We start from the raw sequence: 21030 nt of genomic DNA, 5'->3' as shown, positions 1-21030 counted from the left end.
CCTTAACCGGTGATCTCGAACAGACCCACCGCGGGGTGGAACATGTGCGAGGTTGTCAGCGAGCGATGTTCCTCGGTGGCCGGGTACGGAATGGTCATGGGTTTGGTTACCGTGACGCCTCCGATACTGGCCAGAGACGTCTGGGTAGTCTGGATATCGTTGACCTTGAAGGCCGCGTGGTAGATACAGGCCTCCACATTCACCAGGAGCCGGCTGACCACGCTGTCAGGTCGAAAGGGTTCGACCACTTCCACGATTTCGCCTGCTGGCGAGCGCAGCTTGGTTATCAACACGCCAAACTTTTCGATGGGTTGTTTATGGAACAGTACCTCGAACCCCAGGGCCGCGAAGAACGCCGAGGTTTTCTCCGTAGACCGGGTGGCATACGCGATGTGATCGATTGCCAGGTAAGAGGGCTGTTCCATGATCAATCCTCAATAAATGACTAGGGGCTTCAGGTCCATGCCGCTGAGGCTCTTGCTGGCCACTCTGTTCTTGGGGTCGGTGGTGGTACCGGCCACCTGCACCACGCCGAACCGATCAAGCCGATACTCGCCCCCGAATTCCTTAACGTAATCCGTATCTGGGTAAACCTTGACCCGTCCGGGTACGTAGCGGGCGACATAGCCCAGGCGAGTCTTGTCGGTTGTCGAGTTAGGTAGCGAGCTGTGCATCAGCATCGAGCGGAAGATTACGAACTGGCCCGCTTTCATCACGATCGGTACTGCCGAAGCTTCATCCGGCTTCCACGACTTGTCCTTTTGCAGAGTGGTGTAGTCGTAGCCGTTGAATCCCCGTGCGTACTGCCCCTTCACCACATTATTGTTGGTAACCGGGTCGAAGGTCATGCCCCCGGATTCGTCGTAGTTCATTTGCTTGTGGCTGCCGGGGATGAACTGCATGCAGCCGTTTTCTTGGGTGGCATCGGTGAAACCCGTCCACACATTAATAGCGCCGCCGAACAACTCGCCCTCGGGCCACACCAGTTGCGGCTTGCCGGAGGCGTGAGCGAACGTGTCTGCCTGGTGCCAGTCAGTGCCTTCGTTGCCTGGGTATTTGGGGATGAACTCGCTGCGCCAGCAGATTACATCCGGGCCGAGGATGCTTCGCACTCGATGCACGATTTCCTTGCGAAACACATGACGGGTCAGCAAGTCCACATCCAGGTGGCGGTCGTAGTTGGTGATCGCGACATCCAATGGCGCGTCGTAGGGAGCATGGGTACGGTTGAACAGTTGTGCTCGGATGGTCTTATGCATCTGTTTCATCTCTTCAGGCTCATAGAGCGTGAAGGGACCGATAAACCCATCCCGATCAAATTGCTGAAGTTCCTGTTCCGTCAACGAAAAGTCAGTGATTTCCATGTTGGCTCCTGATAGAGGTTACTGGGTCTTCATGCGTTGCGTAGTACTGCACCCACTCTTGCAAGGTGTTCAGCCTGGCGACTTCGTCGAACGGGGTTCTTCTGCCAAGTATTTCGTTGATGCGGCTATGGGCCATGACCACGCTCAAGGATGAGGCGCCATAGCCGTAGATTGAGTGTTCCAGCTGCAGGTTGCGGATGCCGAGGATGCCGGACCAGGTCTCGAGCACTGCCGAACCAACGTGCGGGGACGCTGCAACTGCTTTCTCCGGTGGCGGTAAGGAACGCTTGTCGACCTTGCCATTGGCCGTCAGCGGAAGTTCCGCTAAGTAGTGGATCCGCGTCGGTACCATGTAATGGGGAAGCCGGTCGCCCAGTAGGCTCATGAGCCTGCCTTCTTCGATAGCTGGCCAGCCATGCCGGAGCACGATGAAAGCGTGCAGGCTGTTTTCCAATTCGTTCATGGCATGCGCCTGCACCACAGCCTGGGCGACGCCAGGCAGTTGGGTCAGCGCATGTTCGACCTCGGCGATCTCCACCCGGAAGCCTTTGATTTTTACCTGTTCGTCGATGCGACCCTGGTAGAAAAGCCTGCCGTGCTCATCTTGGATGACATAGTCGCCGGTCCGGTAATAGGTGCCTTCCGGTAGTTGCAGAAAGCGGGTCTGGGTCAAAGCTTCGTCGAGGTAACCCAGGGCCAGATTGGCACCCGTGAGCAGCAACTCGCCGGGCGTGCCGACCTCCACCTCTTGCAGTTGGGCGTCGACGATTTTGCCGTGCACCTGGTGTAGGAACTGCCCGATGGGCAGTACGTCTCGCTCGGCGTCCTCAGGCTTGTTCAGACGGTACCAAGTGGAGAACACCGTGTTCTCGGTCGGGCCGTAGCCATTCACCAAGGTAATGCGGGGATTGGCCAACAGCAGCGCGCGGGCATGCACCGGCTTGAGTACTTCACCGCCAACATAGAGCACGCGCACAGCGTCGAGCATTGAAAGGCGGTGTTGCGCCACCAGGTGGAACAGTGAGGTGGTCAGTAACAGCACATCGCAGTTGGCCGCGCGTACGCGGTGATCCAGTGCATCTATATTGAACGCGCCAGGTTGCAGGGTGACGCGGGCGCCGGTCAGCAGCGGTACCCAGACTTCAAACAAGGCAGCATCGAAGCCGATGGACGAGTGATGTACATAGCTGCGGGGCTTGCCCTGGACCTGGTGCTGTACGTTGTCTACTAGATTCAGCAACCCGTCATGGCTGATGCGTACACCTTTGGGGACGCCGGTAGTGCCAGAGGTAAACATCACGGTTATCACCGAGGCATCATCCGGACGCCGTTGGATAGGCTGGCGTAGCGCAGGGCCGTCGGAGCACAGGGTGCCGCAGTCGTCCAGGCGAAAGCATGTCAGCCTTGGGTCAGGGCGCAAGTCCGTTGGCTGACCGAGCAATAGCAAATGGTTGCAGCCCAATTGTTCCAGCACGGCGATCAGGCGTTTGCTGGGTGTGCCTGGCTCAATGGAGACGTAGGCAATTCCTAGTTTGCAGCAGGCCAGCATCGTTATCAGATACTCAAGGCACCGGTTGGCCATCAGCGGCAGGTAAGGATGGTCTGCCAGGCCTTGACGTGTCAGTGCTTCGCTACGTTCCAGCACCTGCGTCTGGAGCTGTTGATAAGTGACTGGTTTGCCTTCGTCCACCACCGCAATTGCGTTTGGCGCTTGCGTGCAGACCGACTCAAATCGGCGGTAGGCTTTGGGGAGGCGTGACTGGTAGGTGGTCATTGCACGGCCCTCTGCTCGTGACGGGCCAGAAAACGGGTCATCGCCTGGTACAAATGTTCGTGGCCATCGACAAAATCGTGATGCTGGCCTTCAGGATCCTCCACCAGTTCACTGTGAGGCAGCAGCTGGGCGATGTATCGGGAAGATGCGGTGTCGGTATAACGGTCCTGGCTGCCGCACCACACCAGAGTAGGGGTCTTTACGGTCTGTGCAGTTCTGACCAGTTCCAAGCTCGCCAGGCTGTTGAGGAACGTAAGGTACTGGCGGAACGCAGACAGTTCTCGCAGAGGGCGAACCTGCTGGTAGCGATAGTCACTGGGGGTATAGGCGCTGTTGGTGTGCAACAGACTTACGGCTTCGTAGACCTGGGCGCAATTGCCTTGGGGAATGGACTGCATCATGCGTTCCACATCGCGCTCGTATTGGCTCTTGATCACCCCGTCGGCTTTGAGAAAGTACGCGCCATTAAGCAGTAGCAAGGTGCGACAAGCACCTTGGCTGGCTGCCAAGAGTGCCAAGGGCGCTGAGGAGCAATAGCCCACCAGTGCATCTACACGCACGGTTTCTGGCAGCGCTGCATTGAGCTGGCGGATGAAGTCCGCAACGCCTTCTTCGGGATTGACCCCGGCAGCGTTGGCATACGCCAGCCAGGTGTCGCTTTCCAGGATGATCAGATTGAAATGGCTGATCAGATACAGTGCGGCGTTCTTCATGTAGAAGCACTGGGTGCCCACGGGCGACAACAATAGGAGGGTTTCCCGGGCAGGGTCGAACGGCAAGCTCTGGACACAGATCACCTTGCCGGCTCGCTCCAAGTTCAGGGGCAGTGTGAACAGGCTGTGCATGGCAACCCTCTCAGGCTGTGTGTGCCGCAGGGGCGGCTTGTAACTGCGCAAGTACCGTTTGCTTGCAAGGCGCCAGGAAGAACTGCTCCATATTGATATTGACGCCAAACGCCTCATTGACCTGACCGATCAATTGAATGGCGGTGAGAGAATTGGCACCTAGGTCGAAGATGTCTTCGTCATCTCCCACCGGACGCTGAAAAATGGCCTCGAAGATCCGATCAAGTTTTGCTGAGCTCATGGTTTACCTGCCTCGTCGTCAATAAGGGGGCCGGTTGCCCGGCACCTCGGTAAGCTTCACGCCGCAAGCCATCTGCTCGTTCAAGGAGACAGCCCGCGCTCAACCACGAACCGACCTTAAAGGCATAATGGGCGAGCGCCCATAGTCCATTTTGACCAAAAGTGCCCCGGGGATACGCTTTACTGGAGGTACACGGAGTCCATGCCGAGCGCTTCGAGCTTGCTCATTGATGATCACGCCTTGTTCCGTTTCAGCGTGGCCCTGATGTTGGAAATGAGGCTGCCGGGTACGACGGTCAGCGAAGCCAGCAGGATCGAGGAGGCGCTCGCCCAGGCGTTGCCGGCACCCGATTTCATCCTGCTCGATGTGCCGCTGGCAGGAGATTGCCTTGCAGCTCAGGCGCTCGGAGCACAGGGTCCGCAGCCATGTCCAGGCGATACTGACCATCCTCCAGGCGTCCAGCCGCACGGAGGCGGCCAATGCCGCGCCAGGTTTTGGTCGAGGTGCGCTAAAACGTCGCCGGCATTCAAGACTCTCGCTAAGAGCGGCTAACAAAATTACTGTGCGTCCGCCAGACGGACGCGTGCAGTGCTCGGAATCCTCATGTACCACTCGTACACTCGCGCGCGAGCCCGGTCCGGTTCCTGCGCGCCGCGCGCACCCGCCTGACAACCGCTCGCTACGTTTTGTTAGCCGCTCTAAGTCTTGGCTGTATCGGGCACAAGGACCGTCTCACCGTCAGCTATCAGCGGCCTGACCAAGGGGAGACGCACCCGAAAAGCGCTGCCGTGCCCCTCTCGGGAAACCAGGGTCAACGGATGGCCTAAGAGGCGAGCCAACCTGGCAACGATGGCAAGCCCCAGACCTAGCCCGTCGTGGTTGTTCCGGGTCGGATGGTCAAGCTGGTGAAAGTCGCGGAAGATTTCCTGTTGGTGCTGGGGAGCGATACCGACGCCGGTGTCGATGACCTCGATCTGGAGGTAGCCATGGCGCCGCCGGCAAGCGACCAGGACGCCGCCCTTCAAGGTGTAGCGGATCGCATTGTTGATGAGATTTCGCAGTATCAGCTCCAGCAAGGCTGGATCGGACAATGACAATAGCTCCGTATCCCGCGTGCGGTAGCTGAGGCCCTTGCCGTTGGCGAGGGGCGCCAGCTCCATTTCCAGCTTATCCAGCAGCGGCTGCAGGGCAAAAACCTGCAATGTCGGCTGCAACGCTCCCAGTTCGATGCGCGACAGGTCCAGAACCGTATTCAGCATGTCGGTAGTGGTCGTGACGGCCGTCCGGGCCTTGACCAGCAGTTGCCACTGTTGAGGATCGAGCGGACTGCCGGCCAAAGCTGCCAGAAAAAATCCCTGAGCCTGCAGGGACTGGCGCAGGTCATGGCTGGCGCCAGCCAGTAGCTGACAGCGGGCCTTATTCGACTGCCGCGCCCGTTGCAAGGCGATGCGGAGCTGCTGCACGTCACGGCGTGCCCGCTGGGTGGTCTCATTTAGCAGCAATTGCCGTTTCAATTGCTTCACCAGGCGCAGCCCACCTGAGCGCGCCCATCGGCAGAGACCCAGGCCATATAGCAGCACGGTGATCCCCAGGATCCTGTGCAGGTCATCACCGACGCGCAGAAGCCACATCGCGATCAGGGTCGCCGGCAGCAGGATGCGCCCCAGATAAAGACTGGGCACGGCACAATTCAGCGACGCCTTGGCATTGCCGAGCGTGGCGAACAGCACCAATAGCAATCCGATGAAGGATGTAGGAAAGGCCTGTTGAAGGGCAATTTCGCACAGCGTTGCCCAGACGACGCTTTCCGAGATCCCTGCCAGCATAAGGACACGAACCACTGGCTCCACCCGGCCAGCGTCCAGGCCGAGTCGTAACGCCCGGCGCGCATAGATGACCTGCCCCATTCTGAGACTCAGGACGGCGACATACCAAAGCAACAATTGCGTTTGGATGGCGTCAGGGTCCCAGTCGCCGCTCAGTTGCGCGAGGGCTGGCCAAGAAAAACGGGCCTGGAAGCCGTCGAGCAGGGTGAAAGTCAAGGTCAGGCTGGTGGCGAGCAGGGTGATCTTGACCAGCGACCGGGTGAGTTCGACCAGGATCAGCCGTAAGGCCTCCTGGTATGAGCGATCATCATGCCTCACAGGACGAGTCCGAGGCGGCGCGCGGCATCTGCCGCCTCGGTACGGCTGGACGCCTGGAGGCTGGTCAGTATCGCCTGGACATGGCTGCGGACCGTATGCTCCGAGCGCCTGAGCTGCAAGGCAATCTCCTTGTTCGTCAACCCCTGGCACAGCAACCTGAGCACTTGGCGCTGGCGTGGAGTGAGCGACAACGGAGGGGTGATGAGGATCGCCGGTTCGGGGTGGCCACCGGAGAGTAGCGCCTGGATCCGCTGCAGCAGGCGCTCCGGACATTCCGTCTTGGCGTGAAACTCCACCGCACCGCGCTGGATCGCCTCGCACACGACCGCATCCCGGTCGAAGGCGGACAAGATCACCACCTTCGCCAAGAGCCAGCGCTCTTGCAGCAAGGCGATGCCTTCCAGGCCGTTGGTATCTTCCAGCTGCACATCGAGCAGGATGAGATCGGGCGGCGGCGACTCTTGGGTAAGAGCCTCATCGAGCGTGCTAGCTTCGCTGACCGTCGTCTGCGGCAGCCTCATTTCCAACATCAGGGCCACGCTGGAACGGAACAAGGCGTGGTCGTCAATGAGTAAGATCGAAGAGCTCGGCATGGACTACGTATACCTCCTGTATGTAAAGCGTATCCCTGGGGCACTTTTGGTCAAAATGGACTATGGGCGCTCGCCCATTACACCTTTAAGGTCGGTTCGTGGTTGAGCGTGGGCTGTCTCCTTGAAGGAGCAGATGGCTTGCGTCCCGATGCTAAGCCCATGGCGAAGGTGATCCTCCTTGCGATCAGTCATTCAGCGCTACAGAACCGCTCTAGCAAGCCGCTGTGCTGGCACCCTACGCCAAGCGGATTTGATCCACCGCCCCTTCCCGACGGCTGGGCTCAAGACTTGGCCGCCTCGGCTCCTTGACCGGGCAGCGTCAATGAGCCCGCCGTTTTCGCAGCGACACCTTGCGCTCCGACACCCAGCGCTACCCGTGGCTGCGGGCCCTCCCGACACCCAGCATTAGCGGACCGGCACGCCTGTACGACGGCCCCCGTACGGAGGCCCTTGAATCCGGTCCTGCCTAGGGACGCAGCTTCACGACACGCCTCGTCTTTTCCCAACTGCACGCCTGTGCAAGAAAAAGGTGATCTAGCATGAGTCTGTTTTCCAAGTTCCGCAGCGTCGTCGCCCAACAGCCGGATACCACGGCCGTGGTGGAGGATCAGCGCGCGATTTCCTTCCAGGAACTGGCGCAACTGGCCGACAAGGTCGCCGCCGGGCTGCTGCGAGCGGGCCTGCAGCCGGGCGACCGCGTGGCTATCCACCTGGGTAATCGGCTGGAACTGGTGGCCTTGTACTATGCCTGTCTGGACATCGGCGCCGTGATAGTGCCGATCAATCGGCGCCTCGTCGTCGGCGAAATCGAGCATCTGCTCCACCACAGCGGCGCCCGTTACTACGTCGGCGACCAGGAGGCCTACAGCCGTTACGCCGCGGTGATCGCGGGCAGTGCCACGCTAGAACGGGCCTGGATCATCGCGGGCGAGGAAGCGCTCAAGGGGGAGCGGTATCTGCCCTGGTCCGCGCTGCTCGTCTCGTCGCCGGCCAAGCGGCCACCTGCCCACGCGGAATGGCTCGCGGGGATTTTCTATACGTCCGGCACCACGGGCATACCCAAGGGTGTCGTGCATTCCCAGGCGACCCTGGCGCAGGCCGTCAACCTGATGGAGGCTATAATGCCACCCCGCACGGCCCAAGGTGCCCTCGGCACGGGGGCCGTCCATTCGATGCTGGACGCGATCGTGCCCTGGAGCATCCTGATGATCCTGGCCGCGCACCGGCTGGGGCGGGCCGTCGCGTTGCTCCCCGTACTGACGGCGGAGACGACCCTGGCGCTGCTGCAACGACTGCCGCTGAGCTTTCTGAAGGGCGCGCCCTCGCACTTCAATAATCTGCTCGCCGCCGGCGAGGCATCGACAGCCGCCCCCCTTCCCTCGCTGACGAGCACCTATAGCGTCAGCGGCGGTGACCTCTGTCCTCCGGAGCTGGGTAGGCGTTGGCACAACCTATGGGGCGGCACGTTGCGTGGTTCCTACGGGATGACGGAGTCCGGCGGACCGATCTTCTGCCAACCCGATGTCGCCGCCACCGAGCAGTCGTCGAGCGGCTGGCCGCTGCCCGGCGTCGCGCTGCAACAGACGGAGACCGGCGAGCTGTTGATTCGCTCGCCAGCCAATACCCTGGGGCTGTGGAACGGCCAGGATGTGGATCGCCTGCCTGCTACGCGCTGGGTGGCTACGGGCGACCTGGTGCAGCGCCAGGACGATGGCGGTTACCTCATCATCGGTCGGGAGAAGGACCTACTGAAATGCGACGCTTATTCCATCTCCCCCGTGGAAGTCGAGCAGGCGCTGCTCAAGTTGCCCGAGATCGCCGAAGCCGTGGTGTTCGCTGTTCCTGATGCCATCATCGGCGAGCGTCCGGTCGCGCTGTTGCGTACTACCCATGGGCGGGAGCTTCCCACGCAACGGCTGCAGCAGCACCTGAAGGCGTTGATCGCGGAATACAAGCATCCCCGCCAATACCTGTTCGTCGAGCGCATTCCGCTGTCCTCCGCGGGGAAGGTGAGCCGCAAGCGATTGGCGAGCGACTACCGAGAGATCCTCGGCGCCGCGCCAGCGACCTAGCCCCATCAGCGACGCGCGTTGCCTGCGGGACCGGCTCTACAGCCGGCCCCGACACCAACCCTTTGCCCACCGCTGGAGCTCTCAACGTGAACGAGATCGAAAAAACCATCGTCGACATCCTCGTCGATGACCTGTTCATCAGCACGCCCCGCGCGGATATCGACCTCAACGCCAACCTGCGCAATGCCCTGGGGCTGGACTCCCTCGGGTTCAGCGAATTGCGGGCCCAGTGCGAATACGCCTTCGGCGTCAAGATCGAGGACGAGGACTTCAATCCGCAGCATTTCGACTCGGTGCATACGCTGACCCAGTTGCTGACCGCCCTGCAGGCCAAGTGAGGGCGATCGTCATGAGCCTTCCCAAGAGCGACAAGGGATCGCGTGCACCACGCGCCATGGGTTTCACCGAGCTCAAGACCTGGCTGCGCCATCGTCATCCGATGGTGTACCTGGATCGGGTGCTCGACTACGAGCCCGGCGTCCAGATCAAGACGCTGATGGCGGTGTCGGGGCAGACCGACGCGCTCGCCGGCCACTTCCCGGAGCGGGCGATCTACCCGGCGAGCCACCTGATACAGGCCATTTCGCAGTCGGCGATCATCCTGTTCCAGCTATCGACCTCGCGCCTGGCGGACGATGAGGTGACGCTGGTCGGCTCGATCAAGTCGCGCTTCACCCGCCCCGTGGTACCCGGCGACTTGGTGATCTTCCAGCTCGATTGCGAAAGCCTGCGGCCGGATTTCTTCACCTTCAGTTGTCGAGCGACGGTGGACGATCACAGCGTCGGGATGCTCAAGGGTTCGCTGGTCCGCAAAGCGCTCGCCGACCTGGGAGAGCACCTATGGTGAGCCGTCCCGTGGAGGTATGGATCACCGGTATGGCCTGGTCGACCGCCCTGGGCGACGATCTGGCGGGCGTCTGGCAAAGCCTGCTCGCCGGTCGTTCGGGCATCCGCTCGGTCGACTTCCCCATTGCGCTGCGCAGTCCCTTGGCTTCGCCCTTGCCCGACCTGGACCCAGCCCTGCCGTTAGCAGAGCGCCAGCACCGGTTGACGGTGACGACCCTACGCCGGGCCTTGCAGGACGCCGGACTGGCTGGGGATACCGCCGAGGTGGTGCCGGTCCTGGCCACCAGCTACGGGCACCACCTGGATGTGCCGGAGACCGAATCGCTCTCCCGCTGGGCGGTGGAGGCAGCGCGCGAGGCCGGTTGCCAGCGTGCGCCGATCACCGTCAGCACCGCCTGCTCGGCAGGGGCCGATGCCTTGTTGCTGGGGTTGAGCCTGCTTCGCCGAGGCTTCACCGATACGTGCCTGTGCGGTGGTGCGGACATCCTCACGCCGGCCAAGCGGCTCGGGCATTCGCAACTGGGTACGCTAGCGGCCGACGGTCTGCGCGCCTTCGATCGCGCGCACAGCGGCACCGTGCTGGGCGAAGGCGCAGGTTTTCTGGTGTTGGAAACGCAGGCCGCCGCGCTGGCCCGAGGCGCGCGGCCCTACGGTATCTTCGCCGGGGCCGGCTCGGCCAACGACGCCGTGAGCGCGGTCGCGCCGGACCTGTCGGGCGGCTGCCTGGCCTTGGCCGTACAACGCGCGCTGTGCGACGCGGGCCTCGCCGCCCACGAGGTCGGTTGCATCAGCACCCACGGCACCGGCACGCGGCTCAACGACGAGGTCGAGGCCAGAACCTACAGCGAACTGTTCGCCAGTTCGCCGCGCCCTCCGCTGCTGTTCGGCACCAAGGGTGCCTTCGGCCATACGCTCGGTGCCACTGGCGCGCTGGAGGCCATCAGTATCCTGCTGGCACTGGATAACCAGCAGGTACCGCCCATCGTTGGCCTGGAAAATCCCCTGGCGGGGATAACGCTGCCCCTGGCCATGCGCACGGCGCTCGCCTGTCGCGCAGAGGTCGGCCTCAGCGTGACCCTGGGCTTCGGTGGCTTCGATACCTGCCTGGTCTTTCAACGTGCGCGGGAGGCAAGGCGATGACCGACCTCGACTGGACCGCCTACCACCTAGTAGCCCTTGGTCAAGCGGAGTCACGGGCCGCCCTTGGCTCGGCGACAGGCGCGGCGCAAAAAACCTCCGCCTATGCCGATCCGCTGTCCTGGCTGGTGTTCGAGGCCGTGGAGCGCGCCCTGGACAGCTGCCGCGATGCGGTGCTGACCGCCTGCCAGACGGTGGGGCATATCGTCGTGAGCGACATCTGCACCCTGCACACGATGCAGCATATCGCCCGCGACCTGGGCAGGAATCGCCTGTCGCCGCTGCGTTTTTCCGGTGCCTGTCCGGGACTGGTCTGCAGCCTGCCAGGCCAGCTGCTGCGTTTTAGCGGTCCCAGCCTGGTGCTGTCCATGCCACCCCAGGACGGCCTGGCGCCAGCCGCCCTGCTCGCCCAGGACTGGCTCGAGAACGGCGCCGCCAGTCATGTGCTGGTGAGTGCCCACGACACGGATGGCACCCAGCACCGGGTGCGCTGCACCTTGCTGCAGCCGCAGGCCGAGCAGGTGAGCCCATGACCGTGGTCGTCGACGCCCAAGGCGTCCAGGCGCTCTTCGAGCGGGTGCTGCCGCTGGAGGCGGGCTGCGGACGCGAGCCTTTCGAGGGATTCGCCGCCCTGTGCGAGGGCTTGCAGCGCCTCGGGGTCAAGCCTGGGCGCGCGGTGCTGGTGGCGCTGCCCAACGGAACCCACTTCGTGGCCCTAGTATTTGCGCTGCTGCTGCTGGGCGCGGTACCGACTCCCTTGCCCTACGCCGCGCCGCCTGGACGCATCCGCCGCATCGCCACGCTGCTCGGCGCCGATCTGTTGGTCCTGCCCTGCGGCGCCGCCATCAAGGCGCTCGACGCGCGGGAGGCCGGACGGCTGTCGAGCGAGCTGCAATGGGCGCGGCTGAAGGACGTCAACACCCTGCCCTACGAACCGGGCGAAGTGGTGCTGCTCACCTCCGGGACTTCCGGCATCTTCAGCGGCTGTGTGTTCGACAGCGCGGCGCTGCTGCGCAACGCCAGGCGCCATGCGGCCTCCATCGGCCAAAGCGCGGCCGACCGGCTGTTGATCAACCTGCCGCTGTTCTACTCCTTCGCCTTCGTGGCGCAGTTGCTCAGCAGCTACGCCCTCGGCAATGAGGTGGTCCTGGCCACCCCGCCGTTCACCCCGATCCATTACCACCGCAGGCTCCAGGATCTGGGCATCACCCTGTCTTCGTTGACGCCCGTGATGATCACGGCGTTGTGCGCGGCGGGCCTGGATGGGCTGCCGTCCTCACTGCACCGGTTGACGATCGGGGGCGATGCCCTGGCCGCCGATCTGGTACCGCGGCTGCTGGCCCGCAACCCGGATCTCGAGCTCTATCTGACCTATGGCCTGACCCAGGCCGGCCCGCGCGTCGCGACGCTGGCCGCGCACCTCGAGCCCGCCGAACGGCACGCCTCGGTCGGTCGGCCGTTACCGGAGGTCGAGGTCGCGCTGGCGGGAGCGCCGGGTGCGCGCGAAGGCGAGTTGCTGGTGGTCACCGACACCGCCATGCAGCGGCGCATCCGCGCCGGTGAAGCGACCCAGGTGCCGCCACTACGCGGCCAGAAACGCCTGGTCGCCACCGGGGACCTCTTCCATATTGATGCGGATGGCTATCTGTTCTTCCGCCAGCGTAACCCGAGCTTCGTCATGCGCCGGGGGGAAAAGCTCTGTCCCCGCTCGATTTGCGCAATCGTCGAAAGCCTGCCCGGGATCATCAGTGCCCAGGCCTGGGTACAGCCGAACGCCGGGCCGGACGATGAGGTAGCGCTGATCCTCGATGTGCAGAGCCAGGACCCTGACCTCGACGAACGAGCGCTGCGCCAACGACTCGCCAGGATCCTGTTACGCGCCGAGCAACCGGATCGGCTGGACGTGACCTTCGCCCAGCACGCCGTCTGGCAAAAAGGTCGCCGTTAACCGCCTCCAACATTTCTGCAGGAGTCTGCCCGTGACCACCTTCACCGTGCCCCTGATTCTGTCGGATGCAAGCCCCGCAGCGCTCGCCGCTACCGCGCAACGTCTGCGCGCCGAGTACGAAACGCGCTCCTTCGCCGAATGGCAGGCGTTCTGCCGACAGCAGCTGACACGCGACCACACCGAGTACCGCGCGGCGCTCTTCGCCACCGACCAGGCCAGCCTGCTCAAGGGGCTGGAGCTGCTGGCCCGCGGCAGGACCTCGCGCCATTTGGTGCTGGGCCGCGCCGACCAGGTGCGGCAACCGGTACTGGTGTTTCCGGGCCAGGGACCGCTATGGCCACGGATGACGACCGGACTGAGCGCCGCCCTGCCGAGCTACCAGCAGGCCCTGCACCGCCATGGCGATCTCATAGAGGCACATATCGGCTGGAATCCGGCACGGGCCCTCGCCGAGGGCGAGGAGATCGATCGCCTCGTGCGCATCCAGCCGCTGCAATTCGCCTTGGCCTGCAGCCTGGCGGACACCTGGCGGGCCTTCGGGATCGCGCCAGCAGCGGTGATCGGTCACTCCGTGGGTGAAGCCGCCGCCGCCCGCGTGGGTGGCTACCTGGACGAGGTCAGCGGTACCACGCTCACCGCCCTCTGGGGCGAGACGCTCACCGCCATCGAAGGCCAGGGCGGAATGCTGTCGGTAGCCGCGGCGCTGGACGACCTCCAGCCCTGGTTGGACGACCGGGAGTGCCTTAGCGTCGCGGCCATCAACGGGCCGCGTAGCGTGACCTTGAGCGGTACCCTGGCGGCCCTCGATGCCTTGCAGGCGCGGCTCACCGACGCCGGCTTCTGGGCCTGGCGCGTACCGGGAGGTCAGGTAGCGGGCCATGGCCCGCAGGTGGAGCCGCTGCGCGACGCCGTGACGTCGCGCGCCCCGGCCAAGGCCTTGGCCGGACAGGTGCCCTACTACTCCTCGGTCAACGGCGAGCGGGTGAGCGGCGGGTATCTGGATGCGGACTACTGGTTCCGCGTCCTCCGCGAAACCGTGCGCCTCCAGGACAGCCTGCAGGCGTTGATCGCCGCTGGGCATCGCCTGTTCATCGAGGTGAGCCCGCATCCGGTACTGACCTCGCTCATCGACGACGCCCTGCGCGGCGCGGGCGTCGCCGGCGGGGCGGTAGCGACCCTGGACCAGCGCAAGGATGATCGCGAAAGCCTGCTGCAGGCCCTGGCCCATGCCTTCGTGCATGGTGCCCCGGTGGATTGGTCGCAGGCGCTAGCGCGGCTGCTGCCGGAAGGGGCGACGTCGGCGCCGCTGGCGCCCGGCGAGCCCTCCGCCGCCACGGCAGGTGACGATACCTTCGCCGCGGCTCACCTCGCCCAACTCGGTGAGCCGGAACAGCGCCGGCTGTTGCTCAAGCTGCTGGCGCAGGAGATGGAAACGCTGATCGGCCAGCCGTTCGCCAGCGAGACCCAGGCGTTTCGCGACTGCGGCTTCACCTCGCTGCACGTGGTCGAATTCGCCCAGGCCGTGTCGGCCGCGGTCGGCGTCAGCCTGCCGGTGACCCTGGTCTACGACCATCCCACCCCTCGCGCCGTCGTCACCTATCTGCGCGGCGTGCTCGGGCTGCTGTCGCCGAGCGAGCGCCAGGCCGCCCCCACCGCGACGGGCGCGCACCATGACGAGCCCATCGCCATCATCGGCATGAGCTGCCGCTATCCCGGCGGCGCCAACAGCCCGGAAGCGCTCTGGGCGCTGCTGATGGAGGAACGGGACGCGATCAGCGAGTACCCGACCGACCGCGGTTGGGACGTCGCCAAGCTCTACGATCCCGAGCCCGGACGGTTCGGCAAGATCTCCACCCGCACCAGCGGTTTCCTGCACGAGGCCTCGGCCTTCGATCCGACCTTCTTCGGCATTTCGCCGCGCGAGGCCCTCACGCTGGAACCGCAACAGCGGCTGCTGCTGGAGGTCTCCTGGGAGGCCCTCGAACGTGCGGGGATCGACCCGGCCTCGTTGCACGGCTCCCTGACCGGGGTCTACGCCGGCATCATGGGGACCGAGTACGGCACCCAGATCCAGCACGCCTCGGCGGACGTGACCGGCTATGGCTACATGGGCACGGCCACCTGCGTGGCCGCGGGCCGGGTGTCCTACTGCCTGGGCCTGCAGGGACCGGCGCTGGCGATCGATACCGCTTGCTCGTCCTCGCTGGTGGCCATCCATACCGCCTGCGAAGCGCTGCGCAGCAACGACTGCCAGTTGGCCCTGGCCGGCGGCGTCACGGTCATGCCGACACCCGGCGTGCTGATCGACTTTTCCCAGCAGCGGGTCCTGGCCCCGGACGGCCGCTGCAAGGCCTTCTCGGCGTCGGCCGATGGTGTCGGCCTGGGCGAAGGCGTCGGTATGCTGGTACTCGAACGCCTCTCCCAGGCGCAAGCCAAGGGGCGCTTGATCCTCGGCGTCATCCGCGGCAGCGCCGTCAACCAAGATGGCGCCTCCAACGGCCTGACCGCGCCCAATGGCACCGCGCAACAGCAGGTCATTCGCCATGCCCTGGCCAATGCGGGCCTGCGGCCCGAGGACGTGGATGCCGTCGATGCCCACGGCACGGGCACCCGCCTGGGCGATCCCATCGAAGCCAATGCCCTGCTGGCCACCTATGGCCAGCGCCCGGCGGAGCGGCCGCTGCTGCTGGGCTCGATCAAGTCGAACACCGGCCATACCCAGGCCGCCGCCGGTGTCGCCAGCCTGATGAAGATGGTGATGGCCTTGCGCACGGGCACCCTGCCGCGCAGCCTGCACATCACCGCGCCGTCCACCGAGGTGGATTGGTCGACCGGTGCCATCGAGCTGCTCAGCGAACGGCGCCCCTGGCCGGCCGTAGGCGATCGGCCGCGCCGCGCCGGGATTTCCTCCTTCGGAGTCTCCGGCACCAATGCGCACCTGATCGTCGAAGAGTACGTCGCCCCTGCGGCAACCGGCGCCTGCCAGGCACCCGAGACCCAGGCGCCGCTGTGGCCGCTATCGGCCAAGAGCGCCGACGCCCTGCGCGAGGCCGCCGCCCGTCTGCACGACCATGTGCTCGAGCAGGAGCATCTCGCTCCTAGCGATATCGGCTACACCCTGGGCGTCTCGCGCAGCGGCTTCCCCATCCGCGCCGCGCTGCGCGGCACCTCGCGCGAGGCACTGCTGGACGCCTTGCAGGCGCTGGCGAACGGTACGGAGCATCCGGGCCTGCTCCAGGGCACAGCGCAGGCCCGGGCGCGCAAGCGGGTCTTCGTCTTTCCCGGCCAGGGCTCCCAGTGGGCCGGCATGGGGATGGAGCTGTACGACGCCTTCGCCGTCTATCGCCAAACCATCGATCAGGTCGAGACCGCGCTGCAGCCCTATGTCGACTGGTCGCTGGTCGCGGTGCTGCGCGGCGAGGAAGGTGCGCCCTCGCTCGAGCGTATCGATGTGGTCCAGCCGGCCCTGTTCGCGGTGATGGTGGCCATCGCCCGCCTCTGGCAGTCGCTGGGCTGCACCCCGGACGCGGTGATCGGTCACTCGCAAGGCGAGATCGCCGCGGCCTATGTCGCCGGGGCGCTGAAGCTGGAGGATGCGGTCAAGATCTTGGCCATCCGCTCCCAGCTGATGCTGGCCCAGGCCGGCACCGGCGCCATGGCCACCGTCGTCCTGCCGGAGCAGCAGGCCGCCGAACTGGCCGCGCGGGTGGACGCCTCTCTGACCCTGGCGGTCTTCAACAGTCCTAGCAGCACGGTGATCTCCGGCGCCACCGAGGCCATCGCGCGGCTGCTGGAAACCTGCAAGCGCGAACGCATCGTCGCCAGGCGCGTCGCGGTCGACGTGGCGGGGCACTCCCCGCAGATCGAAGTCTTGCGCCCGCAGTTGCTGGCGCGCTTCGCCGACCTGCAGCCCCAGGCGACGCAGATCCCCTTCCACAGCACCGTCGCCGGGCGCCATCCAGCCGAACCCCTGGATGGCCGCCAGCTGGACGCGGCCTATTGGTGCGACAACCTCTGCCTGCCGGTGCGCTTCGCCGACACGGCCCAGGCGCTGAGCAGCGCAGGCGACGTCACCTTCATCGAATGCAGTCCCCACCCGGTGCTCTTGCCACCGCTGGAAGAGACGGTTGGCGACCAGGCCAGCAGCCTCGGTTCGCTGCAACGCAACAAGCCGGCGGTCGACTGCCTGGTGGCCGGCCTCTCGCAGCTCTACCTCGAGGGCCACCCGTTGAGCTGGCGGGCGCTGTATCCCCAGGGCCGCATCGTCGAACTGCCCACCTATCCGTTCGACCACAAGCCTTTCTGGCTCACCGGACAGGGGCCGACCGACGTCGCCGGTGCGGGCCAGCGGGCCATCCAGCACCCCCTGCTGAGCGCGGCCGTGGATCTACCCGAGGGTGGCCTGCTGCTGACCGGCACCCTCGGACTCGGCGCCCATCCGTGGCTGGCGGATCACGCCGCGGCCGGCGTGGTACTGCTGCCCGGCACCGCCTATCTGGACATGCTGCTGTTCGCCGCGGCCCAGACCGACTGCACCCATCTGCTGGAGCTGACGCTACAGGCACCCCTGGTGCTGGAGGAGCAGGGGCAGGCCGACCTGTTGCTCACGGTGAGCCGAGCGGAAGCCGAAGGCCTGCGCCAGGCCAGCCTGTATGCGCGACGTCATGACGATGCCGCCGCCGGTTGGACCCTGCACGCCAGTGCGCAACTAGTGCCGAGCGCTCCCCAGGCACTGGCCCCGCTCGCCCAGGCCTGGCCACCAGCGGCGGCCACCCCCTTGGACAGCGCCGCACTCTATCAACGGCTCAGCGAGGCCGGCTACGAGTATGGCCCGGCCTTCCGCGGGCTCACCGCCGCCTGGCAGGACGGCGAACGGACCTATGTCGAGGTCAGGCTGCCCGAGGCCCTGCCCAGCGACACCCACGTCCTGCACCCCGCCCTGCTGGATGCGGCCCTGCATCCCTTGGCCCTGGCTGACGAAGAGGCCGGCGCGCCGTTACGGCTGCCCTTCGCCTTCGCCGGCATCAGCGTGGCCGCGGATCGCCCGCGCCAGCTCCGCGCCGTGCTGCAGCGGACCCAGGCCGAGACCTACGCGATCAGTGCCTACGACGAGACGGGTAACGTCCTGCTGCACATCGCTGCGCTGCAGCTGCGCCCGGCCTCCCGCGACACCCTGCGCGACCTGGCGCGGGTCCAGCCCACCCATGACCTGCTGCGGCTCACCTGGAGTCAGTTGCCGGCACGACCGCGCGCGCCGCGCGCCGTGACGCGCTGGGTACGGATAGGCGCCGCCGAGCCAGGGCTCGGCACGCCGACCTATCCCTCTCTTACGGTCCTCGGCCAAGCGCTGGCGTCCAGCACGCCACCCGAGGTGGTGGTCTGGCCCTTGCCCGAGGTGCAGGCCGCGAACAGCGCCCTGGCGACCCGCCAGCTGTGCGCCGAGGTGATCGCCCAGTTGCAGGCCTGGCTCGCCGAGGAACGCCTCGCGGATACCCGGCTGCTGGTGGTGACCCGCAAGGCCAACGCGACGGTCGCCGGTGAAGCCGTCGACCCTGCTCATGCGGCCGTCTGGGGCTTGCTGCACAGCGCGCAGAACGAGAATCCGGGGCGTTTGCTACTGCTGGACACCGAGGGCCCCCTGGCCGACCCGGCCCCCTTGCATGCCGTGCTGGCCAGCGACCAACGCCAGTTGGCCCTGCGGCGCGGCCAACTGCTGGTTCCGCACCTGACCCGCAGCGGCCCGAACGGCGTTCTCACGCCGCCGCTGGGCGGTGGCGCCTGGCGCCTGGAGATCACGCGCGCGGGCAATCTCGACGACCTGGCGCTGCAACCGGAACCCGCGGCCGAGGCCCCGCTGGAAAACGGCCAGATACGCCTGGCGGTGCGCGCCGCCGGGGTCAATTTCTACGACGTGGTCTGTGCCCTGGGGCTGATTCCGCCACAACACAAACTGGGGACGGAAGCCGCGGGCATCGTCACCGAAGTCGGCGCGGGCGTCACCGACCTGCGGCCCGGCGATCAGGTCCTGGTCATGAGCGAAGGCGCCTTCGGTCCGCTGCTGGTCGCCGACCAGCGCGCCGCGCGCAAACTGCCCGCCGACTGGACCTTCGCCCAGGCCGCCGGCTTCCCGGTAGCCTTCCTGACCGCCTACTACGGCCTGGTTCGGCTCGCCCAGGTGCGCCCGGGTGACAAGGTGCTGATCCACGCGGCCGCCGGCGGCGTCGGCCAGGCGGCGATCCAGTTGGCGAAGCATCTCGGCGCCGAGATCTTCGCCACCGCCCACCCGGACAAATGGCCGATCCTGGAAGCCCTGGGCATCGCCCCGGATCATATCGCCAGCTCGCGGGATCTGGGCTTCGCCGGCCGCTTCGGCGCCCTGCTCGGCGAAGCGGGGATGGATGTGGTGCTCAACTCCCTGACCGGCGAGGCGATCGGCGTCTCCCTGGCCTTGCTCGGCCGCGGCGGACGCTTCATCGAACTGGGCAAGACCGAAGTACGCGAGCCCGCCGCGGTCGCGCTTCAGTATCCCGGACGCCACTATCATTACCTGGATCGACCGGACAAGGACCCCCAGGACACCGGGCGTATGCTCGACGAGCTGCTCGGCTTGGTGCACGACCGCATACTCACGCCCCTGCCGGTCACCGCCTTCGACCTGCGCGAAGCCGTCCAGGCCCTGCGCTGGATGCAGCAGGGGCGCCACACCGGCAAGGTGGTGCTGACCCTGCCGCGCACCCTGAACCCGAACGGCACGGTACTGATCACCGGCGGCACCGGCACCCTGGGTAGCCTGGCGGCCCGCCATCTGGTCGCCACCGGGCAAGCCCGGCACCTGGTGCTGGCCAGCCGCAGTGGCGCCCAGGCGGAAGGCGCCCTGGCGCTGCGCCAGGAGTTGGAGGAAGCGGGCGCCCAGGTCCAGCTGGCAGCCTGCGATCTAAGCAATGCCGAGGCCGTCGACCTCTTGCTCGACTCGTTACCGGCCGCGCACCCGCTCACCGGCATCATCCATACCGCCGGGGTCCTGGCCGACGCCACCCTGCCCAACCTCGGCCCCGAGGAGCTGGAGCGGGTCTTCGCGCCCAAGGCGGACGCCGCCTGGATGCTGCATGAACGCACCCGCCAGCGGGATCTGGCGGCGTTCGTCCTCTACTCCTCCAGCGCCGGCACCCTGGGCAGTCCCGGCCAGGCCAACTATGCCGCGGCCAACCGCTTCCTCGATGCCCTGGCGCAGACGCGGCAGCGCCAGGGGCTGGCGGCGACCGCCCTGGCCTGGGGCTGGTGGCAGCCGGTCACCGGGCTCTCCAGCCGCCTCACGGCGGCGGACAATGCACGGATCGCCCGCACGGGCTTCGCGCCCATCACCCCCGAGCATGGTCACGCGCTGCTCGACACGGCGGTCGCCGCGCCCCAGGCAGTCTTCGTCGCGGCACCGCTCAACCCGCAGACGCTGCGCAAGAACGCCCAGGCGGGTACCTTGCACCCGCTGTTCGAGCGCCTGGCGGGTGTCAGCCCCGGCGCGCGGGGCAGCGAAGGCCTGGCCAAGGTGCAGGACCTGCGCCAGCTACTGGCCGGACTCGACCCTCAAGCCCGGACCAAGCAGTTGCAGACCGTCATCGCGACCCAGGTCGCCGCCATCCTGGGCCTGGACGATCCGGGCCAGGTGCTGCCGGAGGCGACCTTCAAGGAGAGCGGCATCGATTCGCTGATGGCGCTCGAGCTGCGTAACCGGTTGGCCACCGCCGCGGGGCTGAGGCTGGCGGCGACCCTCACCTACGACCAGCCGACACCGGCCGCCTTGGCGGCCTACCTGGACGGCGAGTTATTCCCCGACGGCGGCGCCCCCGACGCGGACACCGCAGTGGTAGACGAACCGCAAGTACGGGCGCTGCTCGCCAGCCTGTCGCTGGGCGCCTTGCAGGAAGCGGGGCTACTCACCCCGCTGCTGCAGCTTGCCGAGCAGTCCTCGGCCACTCCGCCGCTCCAAGCGGCGCCCCTTGCCACCGACCTCGCGACGGCGAGCGCGGACGAGCTCGTTGCCCTCGCCCTGCGCCCACAGGAGTAAGCGC

At 65.9% G+C, this 21030-nt stretch carries 15 protein-coding genes and 1 other RNA gene; 8 read left to right on the top strand and 8 right to left on the bottom strand.

Features of this window, described 5'->3' with window-relative positions:
- Positions 1 to 2: 2 nt before the first annotated feature.
- From cmaC to ACGI6K_RS06090, 6 genes are all read right to left on the bottom strand, one after another.
- Entirely contained in the window at positions 3 to 425 is a 423-nt protein-coding gene (gene cmaC, locus ACGI6K_RS06115; protein WP_376942020.1) for a coronamic acid synthetase CmaC, read from the bottom strand.
- Positions 426 to 434: 9 nt separating this feature from the next.
- Positions 435 to 1364 carry a chlorinating enzyme gene (locus tag ACGI6K_RS06110; RefSeq protein WP_376942018.1) on the bottom strand — a complete coding sequence of 310 codons (930 nt, stop codon included), beginning with the start codon at positions 1362 to 1364 and terminating at the stop codon, positions 435 to 437.
- Complete coding sequence (locus ACGI6K_RS06105) at positions 1351 to 3138, bottom strand: non-ribosomal peptide synthetase (protein ID WP_376942016.1); 1788 nt, start codon at positions 3136 to 3138, stop codon at positions 1351 to 1353. The genes ACGI6K_RS06110 and ACGI6K_RS06105 overlap by 14 nt, the downstream gene beginning before the upstream one ends.
- Positions 3135 to 3983 (bottom strand): alpha/beta hydrolase, encoded by an 849-nt coding sequence (locus ACGI6K_RS06100; RefSeq protein ID WP_376942014.1) that lies wholly within the window; start codon positions 3981 to 3983, stop codon positions 3135 to 3137. The genes ACGI6K_RS06105 and ACGI6K_RS06100 overlap by 4 nt, the downstream gene beginning before the upstream one ends.
- A gap of 10 nt (positions 3984 to 3993) precedes the next feature.
- Entirely contained in the window at positions 3994 to 4224 is a 231-nt protein-coding gene (locus ACGI6K_RS06095) for an acyl carrier protein (protein WP_376942012.1), read from the bottom strand.
- Positions 4225 to 4457: 233 nt separating this feature from the next.
- Entirely contained in the window at positions 4458 to 4580 is a 123-nt protein-coding gene (locus ACGI6K_RS06090; RefSeq protein WP_376942010.1) for a hypothetical protein, read from the bottom strand.
- A gap of 247 nt (positions 4581 to 4827) precedes the next feature.
- On the opposite strand from ACGI6K_RS06090, the gene ACGI6K_RS06085 reads away from it, so the two are divergent.
- A non-coding RNA gene (locus ACGI6K_RS06085) (sX9 sRNA) lies at positions 4828 to 4919 on the top strand.
- Between the two features lie 3 nt (positions 4920 to 4922).
- On the opposite strand, the gene ACGI6K_RS06080 is transcribed toward ACGI6K_RS06085, so the two are convergent.
- Positions 4923 to 6266 (bottom strand): sensor histidine kinase, encoded by a 1344-nt coding sequence (locus tag ACGI6K_RS06080; RefSeq protein WP_376942008.1) that lies wholly within the window; start codon positions 6264 to 6266, stop codon positions 4923 to 4925.
- 98 nt (positions 6267 to 6364) lie between these two features.
- The gene (locus ACGI6K_RS06075; protein WP_376942006.1) at positions 6365 to 6961 is read right to left on the bottom strand and encodes a response regulator; all 597 of its coding nucleotides are present in this window, start codon (positions 6959 to 6961) and stop codon (positions 6365 to 6367) included.
- A 539-nt stretch (positions 6962 to 7500) separates the two neighbouring features.
- On the opposite strand from ACGI6K_RS06075, the gene ACGI6K_RS06070 reads away from it, so the two are divergent.
- From ACGI6K_RS06070 to ACGI6K_RS06040, 7 genes are all read left to right on the top strand, one after another.
- Entirely contained in the window at positions 7501 to 9033 is a 1533-nt protein-coding gene (locus ACGI6K_RS06070) for a class I adenylate-forming enzyme family protein (RefSeq protein ID WP_376942004.1), read from the top strand.
- Between the two features lie 86 nt (positions 9034 to 9119).
- The gene (locus ACGI6K_RS06065; protein ID WP_376942002.1) at positions 9120 to 9371 is read left to right on the top strand and encodes an acyl carrier protein; all 252 of its coding nucleotides are present in this window, start codon (positions 9120 to 9122) and stop codon (positions 9369 to 9371) included.
- Positions 9372 to 9382: 11 nt separating this feature from the next.
- Positions 9383 to 9880, top strand: a complete 498-nt coding sequence (locus tag ACGI6K_RS06060) for a 3-hydroxyacyl-ACP dehydratase FabZ family protein (RefSeq protein WP_376942000.1) — start codon at positions 9383 to 9385, stop codon at positions 9878 to 9880.
- A complete protein-coding gene (locus ACGI6K_RS06055; RefSeq protein WP_376941998.1) occupies positions 9874 to 11019 on the top strand; it encodes a beta-ketoacyl-[acyl-carrier-protein] synthase family protein in 1146 nt (381 codons plus the stop codon). Before ACGI6K_RS06060 ends, ACGI6K_RS06055 begins: the two co-directional genes overlap by 7 nt.
- Complete coding sequence (locus tag ACGI6K_RS06050; protein WP_376941996.1) at positions 11016 to 11549, top strand: coronafacic acid synthetase; 534 nt, start codon at positions 11016 to 11018, stop codon at positions 11547 to 11549. Before ACGI6K_RS06055 ends, ACGI6K_RS06050 begins: the two co-directional genes overlap by 4 nt.
- Entirely contained in the window at positions 11546 to 12964 is a 1419-nt protein-coding gene (locus ACGI6K_RS06045; RefSeq protein ID WP_376941994.1) for a class I adenylate-forming enzyme family protein, read from the top strand. Before ACGI6K_RS06050 ends, ACGI6K_RS06045 begins: the two co-directional genes overlap by 4 nt.
- 31 nt (positions 12965 to 12995) lie before the next feature.
- A complete protein-coding gene (locus ACGI6K_RS06040) occupies positions 12996 to 21026 on the top strand; it encodes an SDR family NAD(P)-dependent oxidoreductase (RefSeq protein ID WP_376941992.1) in 8031 nt (2676 codons plus the stop codon).
- The last annotated feature ends 4 nt before the right edge of the window (positions 21027 to 21030 follow it).

Origin of the sequence: Azorhizophilus paspali (genome assembly GCF_043587585.2) — a bacterium.
Lineage (GTDB): Bacteria > Pseudomonadota > Gammaproteobacteria > Pseudomonadales > Pseudomonadaceae > Azotobacter > Azotobacter paspali.
The sequence above is the reverse complement of the archived record's forward strand: the minus strand, read 5'-3'. Positions and strand labels throughout refer to the sequence as shown.